Annotated in this window: 17 protein-coding genes; 8 read left to right on the forward strand and 9 right to left on the reverse strand. The window is 70.0% G+C overall.

Going from position 1 to position 16,504, the window contains the following annotated elements; all coding sequences use genetic code 11:
* Positions 1 to 25 precede the first annotated feature (25 nt).
* The 4 genes from ACODT0_RS32790 to ACODT0_RS32805 all read right to left on the reverse strand — a co-directional run bounded on the left by ACODT0_RS32790 (position 26) and on the right by ACODT0_RS32805 (position 3,788).
* Complete coding sequence (locus ACODT0_RS32790) at positions 26 to 1,033, reverse strand: TRAP transporter substrate-binding protein (protein ID WP_422096391.1); 1,008 nt, start codon at positions 1,031 to 1,033, stop codon at positions 26 to 28.
* 61 nt (positions 1,034 to 1,094) lie between these two features.
* Positions 1,095 to 2,396, reverse strand: a complete 1,302-nt coding sequence (locus ACODT0_RS32795) for a TRAP transporter large permease (protein WP_057595632.1) — start codon at positions 2,394 to 2,396, stop codon at positions 1,095 to 1,097.
* Positions 2,393 to 2,953: a TRAP transporter small permease gene (locus ACODT0_RS32800; RefSeq protein ID WP_057595631.1), complete on the reverse strand. Its 561-nt coding sequence runs from the start codon at positions 2,951 to 2,953 to the stop codon at positions 2,393 to 2,395. The genes ACODT0_RS32795 and ACODT0_RS32800 overlap by 4 nt, the downstream gene beginning before the upstream one ends.
* An 85-nt stretch (positions 2,954 to 3,038) precedes the next feature.
* The gene (locus tag ACODT0_RS32805; RefSeq protein ID WP_057595630.1) at positions 3,039 to 3,788 is read right to left on the reverse strand and encodes a FadR/GntR family transcriptional regulator; all 750 of its coding nucleotides are present in this window, start codon (positions 3,786 to 3,788) and stop codon (positions 3,039 to 3,041) included.
* Between the two features lie 171 nt (positions 3,789 to 3,959).
* Between ACODT0_RS32805 and ACODT0_RS32810 the strand changes: the two genes are divergently transcribed.
* The 5 genes from ACODT0_RS32810 to ACODT0_RS32830 all read left to right on the forward strand — a co-directional run bounded on the left by ACODT0_RS32810 (position 3,960) and on the right by ACODT0_RS32830 (position 8,622).
* Entirely contained in the window at positions 3,960 to 5,699 is a 1,740-nt protein-coding gene (locus tag ACODT0_RS32810; RefSeq protein ID WP_057595629.1) for an IlvD/Edd family dehydratase, read from the forward strand.
* A gap of 8 nt (positions 5,700 to 5,707) precedes the next feature.
* The gene (locus tag ACODT0_RS32815) at positions 5,708 to 6,619 is read left to right on the forward strand and encodes a 2-dehydro-3-deoxygalactonokinase (protein ID WP_489043172.1); all 912 of its coding nucleotides are present in this window, start codon (positions 5,708 to 5,710) and stop codon (positions 6,617 to 6,619) included.
* Complete coding sequence (locus ACODT0_RS32820) at positions 6,616 to 7,257, forward strand: 2-dehydro-3-deoxy-6-phosphogalactonate aldolase (RefSeq protein WP_489043173.1); 642 nt, start codon at positions 6,616 to 6,618, stop codon at positions 7,255 to 7,257. The genes ACODT0_RS32815 and ACODT0_RS32820 overlap by 4 nt, the downstream gene beginning before the upstream one ends.
* A gap of 33 nt (positions 7,258 to 7,290) precedes the next feature.
* A complete protein-coding gene (locus ACODT0_RS32825) occupies positions 7,291 to 8,028 on the forward strand; it encodes an aldolase (RefSeq protein WP_057595627.1) in 738 nt (245 codons plus the stop codon).
* A gap of 279 nt (positions 8,029 to 8,307) precedes the next feature.
* On the forward strand, positions 8,308 to 8,622 hold the full coding sequence (locus ACODT0_RS32830) for a hypothetical protein (RefSeq protein ID WP_057598231.1): 315 nt from the start codon (positions 8,308 to 8,310) through the stop codon (positions 8,620 to 8,622).
* A gap of 63 nt (positions 8,623 to 8,685) precedes the next feature.
* Here the strand turns inward: ACODT0_RS32830 and ACODT0_RS32835 are convergent, their stop codons facing one another.
* From ACODT0_RS32835 to ACODT0_RS32850, 4 genes are all read right to left on the reverse strand, one after another.
* The gene (locus ACODT0_RS32835) at positions 8,686 to 9,393 is read right to left on the reverse strand and encodes an SDR family oxidoreductase (RefSeq protein ID WP_057595625.1); all 708 of its coding nucleotides are present in this window, start codon (positions 9,391 to 9,393) and stop codon (positions 8,686 to 8,688) included.
* A gap of 37 nt (positions 9,394 to 9,430) precedes the next feature.
* Positions 9,431 to 10,846 (reverse strand): MATE family efflux transporter, encoded by a 1,416-nt coding sequence (locus ACODT0_RS32840; protein ID WP_489043174.1) that lies wholly within the window; start codon positions 10,844 to 10,846, stop codon positions 9,431 to 9,433.
* Positions 10,847 to 10,874: 28 nt separating this feature from the next.
* Complete coding sequence (locus ACODT0_RS32845; RefSeq protein WP_489043175.1) at positions 10,875 to 12,197, reverse strand: MFS transporter; 1,323 nt, start codon at positions 12,195 to 12,197, stop codon at positions 10,875 to 10,877.
* Positions 12,198 to 12,306: 109 nt separating this feature from the next.
* Positions 12,307 to 12,762 (reverse strand): MarR family winged helix-turn-helix transcriptional regulator, encoded by a 456-nt coding sequence (locus ACODT0_RS32850; RefSeq protein ID WP_057595622.1) that lies wholly within the window; start codon positions 12,760 to 12,762, stop codon positions 12,307 to 12,309.
* 56 nt (positions 12,763 to 12,818) lie between these two features.
* Here ACODT0_RS32850 and ACODT0_RS32855 point away from each other — a divergent pair, with 56 nt between their 5' ends.
* On the forward strand, positions 12,819 to 13,367 hold the full coding sequence (locus ACODT0_RS32855; protein ID WP_057595621.1) for a PaaI family thioesterase: 549 nt from the start codon (positions 12,819 to 12,821) through the stop codon (positions 13,365 to 13,367).
* 27 nt (positions 13,368 to 13,394) lie between these two features.
* Here ACODT0_RS32855 and argC read toward each other — a convergent pair whose 3' ends face one another.
* Positions 13,395 to 14,324 (reverse strand): N-acetyl-gamma-glutamyl-phosphate reductase, encoded by a 930-nt coding sequence (gene argC / locus ACODT0_RS32860; protein ID WP_489043177.1) that lies wholly within the window; start codon positions 14,322 to 14,324, stop codon positions 13,395 to 13,397.
* A gap of 82 nt (positions 14,325 to 14,406) precedes the next feature.
* On the opposite strand from argC, the gene ACODT0_RS32865 reads away from it, so the two are divergent.
* Entirely contained in the window at positions 14,407 to 15,306 is a 900-nt protein-coding gene (locus tag ACODT0_RS32865; protein ID WP_489043178.1) for a LysR family transcriptional regulator, read from the forward strand.
* A 124-nt stretch (positions 15,307 to 15,430) separates the two neighbouring features.
* Positions 15,431 to 16,477, forward strand: coding sequence for a Fe(3+) ABC transporter substrate-binding protein (locus tag ACODT0_RS32870; RefSeq protein ID WP_413762801.1), 1,047 nt, complete (start codon positions 15,431 to 15,433; stop codon positions 16,475 to 16,477).
* Positions 16,478 to 16,504: the final 27 nt, after the last annotated feature.

Genomic DNA, 16,504 nt, shown 5'->3' on the forward strand with positions numbered 1-16,504 from the left:
CGAGCGCCGCCGGCCGGCGGAAGGCTCAGCCCCCGCGCGCCTTCTTCAGCGCATCCATCACCACGTTGACGGCCTCGGGGCCGATCGCCGGCACGTTCTTGTCGTACACCGGCTTCACCTTGTCGAGCATGCGCTTCTGCTCGGCCGGCGAGACCTCGTTGACCGTCATCGTCTTCTTGAGGCTCGCGAGCGACTTCTCGTTGAGCGCGCGGTTGGCGGCGCGCTCCACCTTCTGGCCCTCGACCGCGGCCTCGCGCAGCACCGCCTGCTCCTCGGGCTTGAGCTGGTCCCAGAGCTTCTTGCTGTAGAGCACCAGGAACGGCGTGTAGGCATGGCGCGTCACGCTCAGGTACTTCTGCACCTCGCTGAACTTCGAGGTCTCGATGGTCACGAAGGGGTTCTCCTGGCCGTCGATGGTGCGCGTCTCGAGCGCGGTGAAGATCTCGCCGAAGGCCATCGGCACGGCGTTGGTGCCCAGCGTCTTGAACGAGTCGAGGAAGATGTTGTTCTGCATCACGCGCACCTTGATGCCCTCGAGGTCCTCGACCTTGGCCACCGGCCGCTTGCTGTTGGTGAGGTTGCGGAAGCCGTTCTCCCAGTAGGCCAGGTTCACCAGCCCCGCGGCCTCGAGCTTCTTGTTGAAGTACTCGCCGGCCGGGCCGTCGAGCACCGCGTCGGCTTCCTTCTCGTTGTTGAACAGGAACGGCAGGTCGAACACGCCGAGCTCCTTCACGATGCCCACCAGCGGCGAGGACGAGGTGCACACCATCTCCTGCGTGCCCGCGCGCAGCGCCTGCGTGGCCGGCAGGTCGCCGCCGGCCGCGCCGCCCCAGAAGGCGACGATCTTCATCTTGCCGCCGGTCCTGGCGGCCAGCACCTCCTGCATCTTCTTCACGCCCAGGCCCACCGGGTGGTCCTCGTTCACGCCGTTGGTGAACTTGATGGTGCGTTCGGCGAACTGGGCGAAGGCCGGGGCCGCCGCCATCAGGGCCACGGCGGTCGCCGCCGCCACGAGGGTTCTGCGCTGGATCATGGTCTGTGTCTCCTACTTTTTGGGTGATGAACGAACGGACGGGAAACTCTGCGAAACGCCCTCAGCGCGCCAGCCACCACGACAGCGGCACGGTGACGATCTGCGGGAAGAACACCATCGCGAACAGCACGATGAGCTGCGCGATCAGGAAGGGCATCACGCCCTTGAAGGCATCGTCCATGGTGATGCGCGCCACGCCGCACACCACGTTGAGCACGGTGCCCACGGGCGGCGTGATCAGGCCGATGGCGTTGTTGATGATGAACAGCACGCCGAAGTACACCGGATCGATGCCGGCCTTGAGCACCACCGGCATCAGCACCGGCGTGAGGATCAGCACGGTGGGCGTGAAGTCGAGCGCGGTGCCCACGATCACGATGAGCACCATGATCACCAGCATCAGCAGCGTCTTGTTGCCCATGAAGGGCTCGAGCATCTTCGTGACCTCGCCCGGGATGTCGGCCACGGTGATGAGCCAGGCGCTGACCATGGCCGCGGCCACCAGGAACATCACGACCGCGGTGGTCTTGCCGGCCGCGAGCGTGAGGCGGTAGAGCATCGAGGGCTTGAGCTCGCGGTAGACGAACATGCCGACCAGCAGCGAATACACGGCCGCCACCACCGCCGCCTCGGTCGGCGTGAAGATGCCGAACTTCATGCCGCCGATGATCACCACCGGCAGCGCGAGCGCGAGGCTGCCCTTGGCCGTGATCGCCAGCCGCTCGCCCAGGGGCACGCGCGGCGCCGGCTGCACCTTGTCGCGCCGCGCCACGATCCACCACGCGATGCCGATCGCCACGCCCATCAGGATGCCGGGCACGATGCCCGCGAGGAACAGCTTGGTGATCGAGACGTTGCCCGCCACGCCGAAGACGATGAAGCCGATCGAGGGCGGGATCACCGGCGCGATGATGCCGCCCGCGGCGATCAGGCCGGCCGAGCGCTTGGTGTCGTAGCCCGCGCGGTTCATCATCGGGATCAGCAGCGCGGCGAGCGCCGCCGTGTCGGCCACGGCCGAGCCCGAGATCGAGGCCATGATGATCGCGGCCACCACCGCCACGTAGCCCAGGCCGCCGCGGAAATGGCCGACCCAGGCCATCGCCATGTCGACGATGCGCCGGCTCAGTCCGCCCGCCGTCATGAACTCGCCGGCCAGCAGGAAGAAGGGCACGGCCAGCAGCGGGAAGTTGTCGGCGCCGTCGACGAAGCGCTGCGCGATGATCTGGCTGTCGAAGGCCGGCAGGCCGCCGGTGTAGGCCAGCCAGCCCATGAGCGAGACGCCGCACACCAGCAGCGCATAGGCGATCGGCATGCCGATCGCCATGGCGGCGAGCAGCGAGACCGTGAAGATCGTGACCGTCATCGCGCGCCTCCGGCGGTGCCCGAAGCCGGGGTGGCCGCGGGCTCGTGCGCCACGTCCTCCGACTCCATCACCTGCACCAGTTCCTCGTCGGAGACGCGGCCGGTGGCCAGGCGCCACAGCTTGTGGAGGTTGATGACGCCCATCACCACCGACACCACGTAGCCGATGCCGTAGACCCAGATCATCGAGATGCCCACCACCGGCGAGACGTTGGTGCGCTGCAGCTCGTGCATCTCGAAGGTGCCCATGAAGAACAGCACGTTGCAGAACAGCATGAGCAGCTGGTTGAGCACGAAGCACAGCTTCTTGCCGAGCCGCGGCAGGTGGCGGATCAGCGTGTCGACGCCCAGGTGCGCGCCATCGCGCATCGCGACCATGGCGCCGATGTAGGTGAGCCAGATGAAGCAGTAGCGCGACATTTCCTCGGACACCGTGATGCCCGAGTTGAAGCCGTAGCGCAGCACCACGTTGCCGAACACCATGACGACCATCGCCACCATGCAGGCGACCACGAGGAATTCCAGCACCCGGAAGAATCCGTCGATCAATCTCTTCATTGCTCCTGTCTCCTTTTGTTCTGCGGTGTTGTTGTTCGTCTCTTCGTCCGACCCGCTCTTCATGGCGCCCCCGGGGCGCCGCCCGCTAGAGCGGCACGGCCTTGAGCCGCGTCGCCGGCCGGCTGATGCGCGGCAGCCTGCGGCGCGAGGCGAGCACCATCTCGATGTCGTCGCGCGCGCCGTCGATCAGCACCAGCACCGCGCGCTCGGCGCCCGCCGGGTTGCGCGCGATCACGGCGTCGAGCACCGCGCGGTGCAAAGGCAACGAACTCGCGGGACCGTTCTTGCGCGTGGTCGAGATCTCGAAGCTGGTGCGCAGCAGCGCGCCGAGCGCGCGGCTCATCTGCACCAGCATGCGGTTGTGGCTGGAGCGGATCAGCCCCTGGTGAAAGCGCAGGTCGGGCGTGATGTAGTCGCCGCCGAACTCGATGGCCTGCTTCATGCCGGCGTAGGCCTCCTCCATGTCGGCGATGTCCTCGGGCGTGGCGCGCGAGGCGGCCAGCGCCACCGCGGCCGGCTCGACCACGCGGCGCAGGTCCTGCAGGTCGCGCAGGAACTCGACCGACAGGCCGGCCTGCGTCTGCCACACGATGACATCGGCATCAAACCAGTTCCACTGGTCGGGCGGCTGCACGCGCGTGCCGACCTTGGGGCCGGTGGTGACCAGGCCCTTGGCGATCAGCGACTTGATGGATTCGCGCACCACGGTGCGGCTCACGCCGAGCTCCTCGCAGAGGATCGGCTCGGGCGGGATCGCGGCGCCGGGCGCGTAGCGCCCCGCGACGATGTCGCTGCCGATCCGGTCGACCGTGTTGCCGTGGACGTTCTTGATCATGCGAAGCCGTTGGTTGTGCGACGCGGCCAAGGCCGCCCGGCGCGCCCCGCTCGCTCGGAAACCCTGAGCGCCCCGCCAGGACAGCGCGCTTATCATATGATGATTGAAAATGCGGCTCGGCAGGACAAACCCTGACCCCGCGGCGCCTTCCCGCAACCGGAGACACCCTCGATGAGCACCCCTCCCAAGAAGAAGAATCCCGAAGAGCTGCGCAGCCAGCAGTGGTTCGGCCGACACGACCGCGACGGCTTCATCTACCGAAGCTGGATGAAGGGCAAGGGCGTGCCGCACGACCAGTTCGACGGCCGGCCGGTCATCGGCATCTGCAACACCTTCAGCGAACTCACGCCCTGCAACTCGCACTTCCGCACGCTCGCGGAGCAGGTGAAGATCGGCGTCTACGAGGCCGGCGGCTTCCCGCTCGAGTTCCCCGTGATGTCGCTCGGCGAAACGCTGCTGCGCCCCACCGCCATGCTCTATCGCAACCTCGCGAGCATGGACGTGGAGGAAAGCATCCGCGGCAATCCGCTCGACGGCGTGGTGCTGCTCATGGGCTGCGACAAGACCACACCCGCGCTGATGATGGGCGCGGCCAGCGTCGACCTGCCGACCATCGGCGTGTCGGGCGGCCCGATGCTCTCGGGCAAGTGGCGCGGCCAGGAGCTCGGTTCGGGCACCGGCGTGTGGCAGATGAGCGAGCAGGTGCGCGCCGGCACGCTCAAGCTGCAGGACTTCTTCGAGGCCGAGAGCTGCATGCACCGCAGCCACGGCCACTGCATGACGATGGGCACCGCGAGCACCATGGCCAGCATGGTCGAGTCGCTGGGCATCGGCCTGCCGGGCAACGCGGCCTTCCCGGCCGTCGACGGCCGCCGCAACGTGCTCGCGCGCGAGGCGGGCCGGCGCATCGTCGGCATGGTCCACGAGGACCTGAACATGTCGAAGATCCTCACGCGCCAGGCGATCGAGAACGCGATCAAGGTCAACGCCGCGATCGGCGGCTCGACCAACTTCGTGATCCACCTGCTGGCGATCGCCGGGCGCATCGGCGTCGAGCTCACGCTCGACGACTTCGACCGGCTGGCCTCCGAGCTGCCCTGCATCCTGAACCTGCAGCCCTCGGGCCAGTTCCTGATGGAGGACTTCTGCTATGCCGGCGGCCTGCCGGTGGTGATCAAGGAGATCGCCGATCACCTGCACAAGGACATCCTCACCGTCACCGGACGCAGCGTGTGGGAGAACGTGAAGGACGCCGAGAACTACAACCCGCAGGTGATCCGCACCCAGGCCGAGCCCTTCAAGGACAAGGCCGGCATCTGCGTGCTGCGCGGCAACCTCGCGCCCAACGGCGCGATCATCAAGCCCAGCGCGGCCACGCCCGAACTGCTGGTGCACAAGGGCCGCGCGGTGGTGTTCGAGAGCGCCGACGACCTGCACCGCCGCATCGACGACGAGAGCCTCGACATCGACGAGCACTGCGTGATGGTGCTCAAGAACTGCGGCCCCAAGGGCTACCCCGGCATGGCGGAGGCCGGCAACATGCCGCTGCCGCCCAAGGTGCTGCGCAAGGGCATCACCGACATGGTCCGCATCAGCGACGCGCGCATGAGCGGCACCGCCTACGGCACCGTGGTGCTGCACACCGCGCCCGAGGCCGCGGCCGGCGGTCCGCTGGCGCTGGTGCAGGACGGCGACATCGTCGAGCTCGACGTGCCGAACCGCAAGCTGCACCTGCACGTGAGCGACGAGGAACTGGCGCGCCGGCGCGCCGCCTGGGTCGCGCCGAAGGCACCGCTCGATTCGGGCTACTGGAAGCTCTACGTCGACACCGTGCTGCAGGCCGACGAAGGCGCCGACCTCTCGTTCCTGCGCGGTCGCCGCGGCGCCTTCGTGCCGCGCGACAACCACTGATGGCGGCGATGACGGGTCCATTGGTCGCGGTCGACTGGGGCACGAGCTCGCTGCGCGGCGCGCTGATCGCGGCCGACGGCACGGTGCGCGAGGAGCGCAGCGACACGCGCGGCATCCTCGCGGTGCCGGCGGGCGGCTTCCCCGCGGTGTTCGAGGCGCTGTTCGGCGACTGGATGCGCGAGGGCGGCGCGCGCTGCCTGATCTCGGGCATGGCCGGCAGCAAGCAGGGCTGGGTCGAGGCGCCCTACTGCGCCTGTCCCGCGGGCCGCGTCGAGGTCGGCCGCAGCATCATCGCCATCGACGCCATTCCCGGCCAGCGCATCGCGATGGTGCCGGGCCTGCGCGACGAGCACGACGGCGTGCCCGACGTGATGCGCGGCGAGGAGGTGCAGATCTTCGGCGCGCTGTCGCTGCTGGGCCGCGACGAGGGCCTGTTCGTGCTGCCGGGCACGCACAACAAGTGGGCCACGGTGAAGAAGGGCCGCGTGACCGGCTTTCGCACCTTCATGACCGGCGAGTTCTATGCGCTGCTGAGCCAGCACTCGATCCTCGCGCGCACGCTCGATGCGTCGGCGCCGCTCGACGAGGCCGCCTTCGTCGAGGGCGTGACCCGCGCCGACAACGGCCAGGGCCTGCTGCACAACGCCTTCGGCGCGCGCACGCTGGCGCTGTTCGAGCGCATGCCGCGCGCCGAGCTCGCGAGCTATCTCTCGGGCCTGCTGATCGGCGAGGAGCTGCGCACCCAGTCGCTGCAGGCCGCGGGCGAGGTGGTGCTGATCGGCTCGCCCGCCCTCACCCAGCGCTATGCGCTCGCGCTGCGCGCGAGCGGCACGGCCACGCGCTCGCTAGGCGCCGAAGCCACCTGGGCCGGGCTGCATGCGCTGTCCGGCTTCCTCGATTCCTCCGCTACCCCATCATGACCACGCCCTTCGACAAATTCGACGCCGCCCTGCGCACGCTGCCGCTGGTGGCCATCCTGCGCGGGCTCGAGCCGCATGAAGCCGATGCCGTCGGCGACGCCATCGTCGAGCCGGGCTTCCAGGTGCTCGAGGTGCCGCTCAATTCGCCGCAGCCGCTCGACAGCATCGCGCGGCTGCGCGCGCGCTTCCCGCGGGCATTGGTCGGTGCCGGCACGGTGCTCGATGCGCAACAGGTGCGCGAGGTGCAGGCGGCCGGCGGCGAGCTGATCGTGTCGCCGAACTTCGATGCCGCCGTGGTGCGCGAGGCCGCCCGCCTGGGCCTGGTGTGCCTGCCCGGCGTGATGACGCCGACCGAGGCCTTCGGCGCGCTCGCCGCGGGCGCCACCGGGCTCAAGCTGTTCCCGGCCGAACTGGCCTCGCCCGCGGTGGTGAAGGCGCTGCTGGCCGTGCTGCCGCGCGGCACGCCGCTGATGCCGGTGGGCGGCATCACGCCCACCAACATGGCGGAATGGCGCGAGGCCGGTGCCTCCGGCTTCGGCATCGGCTCGGCGCTGTTCAAGCCCGGCAAGAGCGCGCAGGCCGTGCGCGACGATGCGCAGCGTTTCGTCGCTGCCTGCACGGGCACGACGCGCGCCTGATTCCACGACCCCACAGAACACCAGAGGATCACGATGTCCGCCCAAGCCGACTACGCCAGCCCCGAAGTGCGCCAACTGCGCGAAGACCTCGCGCTCGCGCTGCGCGCCGCCGCCCACCACGGGCTGTCGGAAGGCGTGTGCAACCACTTCAGCGTGATGCTGCCGGGCCGGCAGGACCGCTACCTGATCAACCCGCGCGGCCTGCACTGGAGCGAGATCGGCGCCGACGACATCGTGCTGATCGACGTGCACGGCGAGGTGCTCGCGGGCCGCCACCGCGTGGAGCCCACCGCCCTGTTCATCCACGGCGCGGTGCACCGCATCGCGGGCCATGCGGTGGTGCTGCACTGCCACATGCCCTATGCCACCGCGCTCACCATCACGGTGGACCGCGCGCTCGATCCGACCGCAAGCCAGAACGCGATGCGCTACATGGACCGCATCGCCGTCGACCGCGAGTACAACGGCCTGGCGCTCGACGATGCCGAGGGCGAGCGCATCGCGCGCGCGATGGCCGGCAAGGACGTGGCCTTCCTCGCGAACCATGGCGTGATCGTGGCGGGCGCCACCATCGCCCATGCCTACGACGACCTCTACTACCTGGAGCGCGCCTGCCTGCACCAGGTGATCGCGCAGTCGACGGGCCGCCCGCTGGCACCCGTGAACCGCGAACTGGCCGCGCGCGTGGCGGCGCAGATCCAGGGCGAGCGCGAGCAGTCCGACCTGTTCTTCGAGGCGCTGCGGCGCATGCTGCCCGCGCCGCGCGGCTGAGCTTTTTCGCGCCCTTTCCTGTCGCCATGCGGCGACAACGGCGGCCTCTTTGTGTCGAGGCGTTTCCCGTGCTTTCAATTGCCTTGCGGCAGCGGCCGCGGCGCGTTACGTCTTGCGCTGGACGCGGCATTCGCGCGGGCAGAATGCGCCCGGTCGCCGTGAGCGAAGTCCTACGCCCCGGCGTTACAGCGCTTCATCGGATTTCGCCCGCGCCTTACAAAGCGTTGACACGAACGCGGGAGGATGACACCCATCAACAACCACTCCTTTGGAGTCGCCATGAAAAAGCTCACCTACGCATTCGGCGCCGCGGCCCTTCTCTCGCTGGCGGCGATCAGCGCTCCGGCGCAGGCCCAGAGCGGTCCCTTCATCCAGGCCCAGGTCTACGTGACGCCGGCACCGCCGCATCGCCACTACGACCGCCGCTACTACGCGCCCCCGCCGCCGCCCCACTACCACCCGGGCTACCACCGCGGCGACCGCTACTACCGCCATGACCGCTACGACGGCCGCCGCTACGGGCGCCGCGACAACGATGGCGATGGCGTGCCGAACCGCTACGACCGCCGTCCCAACAATCCGTACCGCTACTGACGCGGTCGTTCCCAGAAACGAAGAAGCCGGGCCTCGCGCCCGGCTTTTTCATGGCCGCCGCGTTCAGGCCGCGGGCACCTGCGCATAGGGCGGCGTGTCGCTGGCGAAGCCCTGCTTGAGCCCGCGCGAGATCGCGTCGGCCAGCACCTCGGGCAGGCCCTGCTCCACGCCCTCGTAGGCCAGTCGCGCCACCTCGTCGGGCGAAGTCTTCGGGGCATCGACGTGCGCGGCCATGTCGGTGTCCATGTAGCCCACGTGCACGCTGACCACCTGCGTGCCCTGGCCCGCGAGCTCGTTGCGCAGGCCGTTGCTCAGCGACCAGGCCGCCGACTTGGTGGTGCTGTAGGTCGCCACGCTCGGGAAGGTGGTCCAGGCCAGCGCCGACAGCACGTTGACGATGGCGCCGCCACCGTTGGCCGCCAGCACCGGCGCGAAGGCGCGCGCGAGCGCCCAGGGGCCGAAGAAGTTGGTTTCGAGCTCGGCACGCGCGGCCGCCACCGAGTCGGGACCGAGCAGGTTCGAGCCGCGCGAGATGCCCGCGTTGTTGACCAGCACCGAGACGTCGCCGCACGCGAGTACCGCGGCCTCGATCTGCGCCGGCTGGGTCACGTCGAGCGGCACCGGCACCACGCCCGGCAAGGTGATGGTCCTGGGGTCGCGCGCGGCGCCGTAGACCTTGCGCGCGCCGGCCGCGAGCGCGGCCTTCGCGAAGGCGAGCCCCAGGCCGCGGTTGGCACCGGTGATGAAGACGACGGAATCCTTGAGGTTCATGGCAGAGCTTTCGAGGGTGTGAACGAAGAAAAATGCTTCAGGCCTGCGCCATGCGCCGCAGCAGCCCGCTGGTGGTGCGCGGCCAGCCGACGCGGCCGAACCAGGCGCCGCCCGCGATCGCCGAACCGATGACCAGGCCGTAGACCACGAGCGCGATGCCCTGCGCGGCGAACACGCCCGTGAGCCCCGCGCCCCAGCGCAGCGCCAGCCAGCCGCCGATGCCCGCCACGGCCAGCCGCGCGAGGTTGCCGATCACCGGCCACAGCAAGCGGCCCGCGCCCTGCGAGGCGAAGTACAGCACCAGGCCGACGCCGAAGAAGCCGTAGAGCGGACCGACCACGCGCAGGTAGTGGATGCCGGTGTCGAGCATCGCGGCGTCGTGGCCGAACAGCATCAGCCACGGCCGCGGGAACAGCGCGGCCAGCAGGCCGATGGTCTCGGCCAGCGTGAAGGCCAGCGCGGCGCCGATCCAGGTGGCGCGCAGCGCGCGCTCGCGCTGGCCCGCGCCCATGCAGGTGCCGACCATCGCGACCAGCGGCGCGCCCAGGCCGAACACCAGCGGCACCAGCAGGTACTCGAGCCGCGAGGCCGTGCCGTAGCCGGCCAGGGCCTCGGGGCCGAAGTGACCGGTGAGCGCGGTCGCGATGCCGATCGAGAGGTTGGTGGCCACGGTCGACACCGTGCCCACCAGGCCCACGCGCAGGATGTCGCGGAAGAAGGGCCAGCGCAGCTTGAGCGCGGCCAGCGAGGGCTTGAGCAGGCTGCGCGGCGAGCGCAGGTAGACGATCAGCGCGATCGAGCCCAGCAGGTAATACAGCAGCAGCGCCATCGCGCCGCCCGCGATGCCCATGCCCGGCAGCGGGCCCCAGCCGAAGATCAGCAGCGGCGAGGCGGGGATCAGGAACACCACGCCCACCACCGTGACGTTGGCCGGCACCGCCATGTTGCCGGTGCCGCGCAGGATCGCCGACAGCGAATTGAACAGCCACACCAGCACCGCGCCCGAGAACACCCAGTTGGAATAGGTCAGGGCCGCCTCGAGCGCCGCGCCGCTGCCGCCCATGATCCCGTAGAGCCAGCGCCCACCGAGAAGCAGCGCGAGCGAGAACAGCACGCCGAAGCCCAGCGCGATGACGATCGCATGCCATACCAGCGAGTCGGCATCGGTGCGGCGGCGCGCGCCGAGCGCGCGCGCGATGGCCGACGAGATGCCGCCGCCCATGGCGCCGCTCGAGGTCATCTGCATCAGCATCACGATCGGGAACACCAGCGCCATGCCGGCCAGTGCGTCGGTGCCGAGCTTGCCGACGAAGTAGGTCTCGATCAGGCCGACCGAGGCCTGCGCCACCATCACGAGGACGTTGGGCGCCGCGAGCCGCAGCAATGTGGGAACGATGGGCGCCTCGAGCAGGCGGCGGGTGCGCGGATCGAGATCGGCGGCGGAAGCGGTCATGGCCTTCGTACTCCGTGGCGTGGGGCGATCAGGCGCGGGCCGCGGCGGCGCCGCCCGTGGCGGGCGCGGCATGGCCCTTGGGCGCGGTGGGGCGGCGGATCGCCATCACGATCGCGGCCGCCAGCAGGCAGGCGCCGCCGGCCACGTAGAGCGCGGGCGTGTAGGTCAGCAGCAGCGTGCGCGCGAAGCCCGCGCCATAGGCCGCGGTGGCGGCGCCGAGCTGGTGGGCGGCGAACACCCAGCCGAACACCATGCCGACCTTGGCCGGTCCGAAGGCGGCGCCCGCGAGCTTGACCGTGGGCGGCACGGTCGCGATCCAGTCGAGGCCGTAGAACATCGCGAACAGGCCGAGGCCGTAGATGGTGAATTCCGAATGCGGCAGCCAGAACAGCGAGAGCCCGCGCAGGCCGTAGTACCAGAAGAGCAGCTTGCGGTTGTCGTAGCGGTCCGACAGCCAGCCCGAGAGGATCGTGCCCACGAAGTCGAAGGCGCCCATCATCGCGAGCACCGAGGCCGCGGGCACCGGGCCCATGCCGTTGTCGCCGCACAGCGAGATGAAGTGGGTCTGCACCAGGCCGTTGGTGCTCAGGCCGCAGATGAAGAAGGTGGCGGCGAGGATCAGGAAGGTGCGGTTGGTCGCGACCTCCTTGAGCACGCGGAACGGCGTGGCGAAGTTGATCGCCGCGGCGGGCGCGGCCGGCGCCTGCGGCGCATCGGGGGCTTCGCCGAAGGGGCGCAGGCCGAGGTCGGACGGCCGGTTGCGCATCAGGCACAGCGCCAGCACGCCGATCAGCAGGCTGCCGACCACGATCGGCACGATGGCCGAGCGCCAGCCCCAGTGCTCGATCATCCAGGCCGCGACCGGCAGGAAGGCCAGCTGGCCGGTGGCCGAGCTCGCCGTGAGCATGCCCACCACCAGCCCGCGGCGCGCCACGAACCAGCGGTTGGCCACCACCGCGCCGAGCACCAGCGCCGTCATGCCGGTGCCCAGGCCCAGCATCAGGCTCCACAGCACGAACAGCTGCCACAGCTGCGAGGCCATCGTCACCAGCGCCATGCCCAGGCCGACCAGCGCGAGGCCGGTGCAGATCACCGCGCGCAGGCCCCAGCGCTCCATCAGCACCGCGGCGAACGGACCCATCAGGCCGAACAGCGCGAAGCGCAGCGCGAGCGAGGACGAGATCTGCTCGGTGCTCCAGCCGAACTCCTTGCCGAGCGGCTGCAGCATCGCGCCGGGCAGGCCCAGCGCGGCCGACATCGTCAGCATGGTCAGGAAGGTGATGGCGGCGACGATCCATCCGTAATGGATGCCGCGGCGCTGCAGCCATGCGGAGACTTGGGTGGCGAACATGGGACCTCTGGAGGAATGGGAATGGAGGAATCGGAGAAAAGAGGGGACTGGACCGCGGGGTCTGCGGGCGTGGAAGGTGCGAGGAAAGGGAAGCCGGTGCGGATGGACGTCAGTCCAGATCGCAGGCCTGGTCGTCCGCGCCGAGCAGCTCGAGCGATTCGTCGATCAGCACATGCAGCGCGAGCACGCGCTCCACGCCCAGCAGCGCATTGAGCTTCTGCTGCGCCGTCTTCCAGTGGGCCTGCGCCTCGCGGCGCTTGGCCTCGCCGCTGTCGGTGAGCTGCACCAGGCGGCTGCGCGCATCGGCGCCGGCGCCCTGCGCGATCCAGCCCGCGGCGATCAGCGGCTGCAGGTTGCGGCTCAGGGTCGAGGGCGTCATCTTGAGTTCGCCCGCCAGGTCGACCGGGCGCGAGGGACCGAGCCGCGCCAGATGCGACAACAGCGAGTACTGCGTGGTCTTGAGTCCGCTGCGCGACACCTCCGCGTCGTAGTGCTGCGAGAGGCGGCGCGAGAGCTGGCGCACCTTGAAACTGGTGCAGCCGCGGGGCTTGGTGGGGGCGTCCATGGGATATTATTGTAGCTGCAACTATTGCATATGCAACCAATCGAAGGAATGACCGCATGACCGAATCCCAGAACCTGCTCGAAACCTGGCTTGCCGAGGAGCGGGACATCATCGCGAGGCTCGAAGCCGGCCCGGGCCCCGGCGTGGCCCGCCCCGAGCAGGTGAGCGGCAAGACCGGCCTGGAAATCATGCAGGCCATGCTGCGCGGCGACATCCCCTATGCCGCCATCGCCAAGACGCTGGACTTCACCGTCATCTCGGTCAGCCCCGGCGTCGCGATCTTCCAGGGCACCCCGCTGCCTCAGCACCTGAATCCGCTGGGCACCATCCACGGCGGCTGGGTCGCCACCCTGCTCGACTCCGCGCTGGGCTGCTCGGTCCACACGATGATGCCGCCCGGGCGCAGCTACACCACGGCCGAGCTCGGCGTGAACTACGTGAAGGGCCTCACGCCCAAGGTGCAGCGCGTGCGCGCCGAAGGCAAGGTGATCCACTGCGGGCGGCAGCTCGCGACGGCGGAAGCGCGGCTGGTGGGCGCCGATGGCACGCTGTACGCGCATGCCACGACGACCTGCTTCGTGTTCGAGATTCCGGCGGGGCGCTGAGCTTCGGGGCCCGGGCGGTCGCCGGCCCTACAGCGCGGGCGCCAGCGCCCCCGCCATCAACCGCAGGTTCTGCACCGCCGCCCCCGCGGCCCCCTTGCCCAGGTTGTCGAGCACCGCGCTCAACACGACCTGCCCCGTGCGCTCGTTGAAAGCCACCGCCAGGCTCATGTCGTTCGTGCCGTTGTGGATCCGCGGATCCAGCTCGGTCAAGGGTGCATCGGTAGACAGCGGCAGCACCCGCACATGCGCCGCGTCCAGATAGCGCTCGGCCAGGCACTCATGGATGCGCGCACCCGACACGCCGGCGGGAAGCAGCCGCGCATGCAGCCCGATCGTCAGCACGATCCCCTGCCGATAGCTGCCATAGGCCGGCACGAAGAGGGGCCGCTGCGACAGGCCGGCGTAGGCCTCGATCTCCGGCACGTGCTTGTGTTCGAGCCCCAGCCCGTAGACCGTCAATGAATGCGCGCCCGCGCCGGCCTCGTGCGCTTCGGCGCCCGCCCTGCCCTGGCCCGAATAGCCCGAGACGGCGTGGATGACCAGCGGATAGTCGGCGGGCAGCAGACCCGCGTCCGTCAGCGGCCGCAGCAGCGCGATCGCGGCCGTGGGATAGCAGCCGGGATTCGTGACCCGCGATGCCAAGGCGATGCGTTCGGCCTGCTCCGCGGCCAGCTCCGGCAAGCCGTAGACCCAGCCGGGGCTGGTGCGATGCGCCGAGCTCGCATCGATGACGCGCACCGACGGGTTCTCGATCATCGCCACCGCGTCGCGCGCCGCGGCATCGGGCAGGCACAGGATCGCGATGTCGGCCTCGTTGAGCGCGGCGCGGCGCGCGGCCGGGTCCTTGCGCAGGTGGGTGGGCAGGGTGCGGATGCGGAATTCCCCGCCGCGCAGCCGGTTCTGCAGATCGAGGCCGGTGGTGCCCTGATCGCCGTCGATGAAGAGGTTGAGGTCCATGGAGCGAGATCGTAGGGACGAGGCCTCGATGGCTCCAGCTAAATATATGGAACTCCGGATTCAAAAAAGATAAATTGGCGCGATGCGGGAACTGAGCCTCGACCATCTGCGCACCCTGGTCGCCATCGCCGATCTCGGGTCGCTGGCCAATGCGGCGCGCGCGCTGCACCTGGCGGCCCCCACCGTCACGGTGCAGATCGCGGAACTCGAATCGCGCCTCGGCGGCCAGCTGCTGGTTCGCGGGCGCGGGCCCGCGCAGCCGACGGCCCTGGGCGAGCGCTTCATCGCGCGCGCCCGCCGGCTGCTGGCCGATGCCGACGATGCCGTGGAGGACGTGCGGCGCCAGCTCGCGGGGCAGACCGGCCGCGTGCGCGTGGGCGCCTCGACGGGCGCGATCGCGCACCTGCTGCCGCCCGCGCTCGAACGGCTGGCGCGCGACCATCCGGGCATCGAGGTCAACGTGCAGGTGCTGACCTCCAACGACAGCATGGCGCGGCTCGCCGCGGGCAGCCTCGACCTCGCGGTGGTGGCACTGCCGCAGCCGCCGGTGCGCGGCGTGCATGTCACGCCGCTGCGGCGCGAAGCCGTGCTCGCCTTCCTGCCGGCGGCCTGGAAGGCGCCGAAGCGCCTCACGCCGCAGTGGCTGGCCGAGCGGCCGCTGATCATGAACGACGCCTCCACGCGGCTCTACCGGCAGACGGCCGAATGGTTCTCGGCGGCCGGCGTGCATTGCCGGCCGCGCATCGAGCTCAACTACAACGATGCGATCCGCACGCTGGTGGCCGCGGGCTATGGCGCGGCCCTGCTGCCGGAGGAAGCGGACGGGCGCGCCCCCGATCCGCGCATCGCGATCCGGCCGCTGAGCCCGGCGCTGTGGCGGCAGTTGGGCCTCGCGGTCGGCGATCGCGACGTCGGCGGCCCGACGCGCTTCGTGCTGGAGGCCCTGCAGGCGTCGAAGGGTCGCGGCGGCCCGGGCGAGTAGGCCTGCGGCTTGTAAGTCCAAACGACGCGCGCCCACCCTCTCTGTTGATAATCGTTCGCATCGGCGCCGCAGGCCGGCCGCCGCATCGCCCCGAGAACACATCACCGACCTGGAGGATCCCCTCATGACCCAACGCATCGGCGCGCGCGCAGCACACGCCCTGATCGGCGCCACCGGCGCCTGGCTCGCCCTCGCCGCCCTGCCCGCGCACGCGGCGGAAGAGCTCACGCTCTACACCACGCGCGAGCCGGCGCTGATCCAGCCGCTGATCGCGGCCTTCAGCGCGCAGAGCAATATCAAGGTCAACACGGTGTTCGTGAAGGACGGCCTGCTCGAGCGCGTGAAGGCCGAGGGCGCGCGCTCGCCGGCCGACGTGCTGATGACGGTGGACATCGGCAACCTGGTCGACCTGGTCGACGGCGGCGTCACGCAGCCCGTGAAGTCGGCCGCGCTCGAGTCGGCGATTCCCGCCAACCTGCGCGGCGCCGATGGCCAGTGGTTCGCGCTCTCGATGCGCGCGCGCGTGCTCTACGCCGACAAGGCGCAGCCGCTCACCAATTTCCGCTACGAGGACCTCGCCAATCCCAAGTGGAAGGGCAAGGTCTGCATCCGCGCCGGCCAGCATCCCTACAACACCGCGCTGGTGGCCTCGCTGATCGCGCACGACGGCGAAGCCAAGGCCGAGCAGTGGCTGCGCGGCGTGAAGGCCAACCTGGCGCGCAAGGCCACCGGCGGCGACCGCGACGTGGCGCGCGACATCCTCGGCGGCATCTGCGACGTGGGCCTGGCCAACTCCTACTACGTGGGCCAGATGAAGAGCGCCAAGGAAGGCACCGACGCGCGCAAGTGGGGCGATGCCATCAAGGTGGTGCGCCCCACCTTCGCCAAGAGCGGCGGCACGCACGTCAACATCAGCGGCGCGGCGGTGGCGAAGAACGCGCCGCAGCGCGCCAACGCGGTCAAGCTGCTCGAGTTCCTGGTGTCCGAGCCGGCGCAGGCCCTCTATGCCGACGCCAACTACGAATACCCGGTGCGCAAGGGCGTCGCGCTCGACCCGATCATCGGCCAGACCATCGGCGAGCTGAAGGTCGATCCGCTGCCGCTGACCGAGATCGCCAAATACCGCAAGCAGGCCAGCGCGCTGGTCGACAAGGTCGGCTTCGACCAGTGAGGGGCACCGCCGGGTGCCCTGAGTCCA

This window comes from Variovorax sp. FG153 (assembly GCF_057809595.1).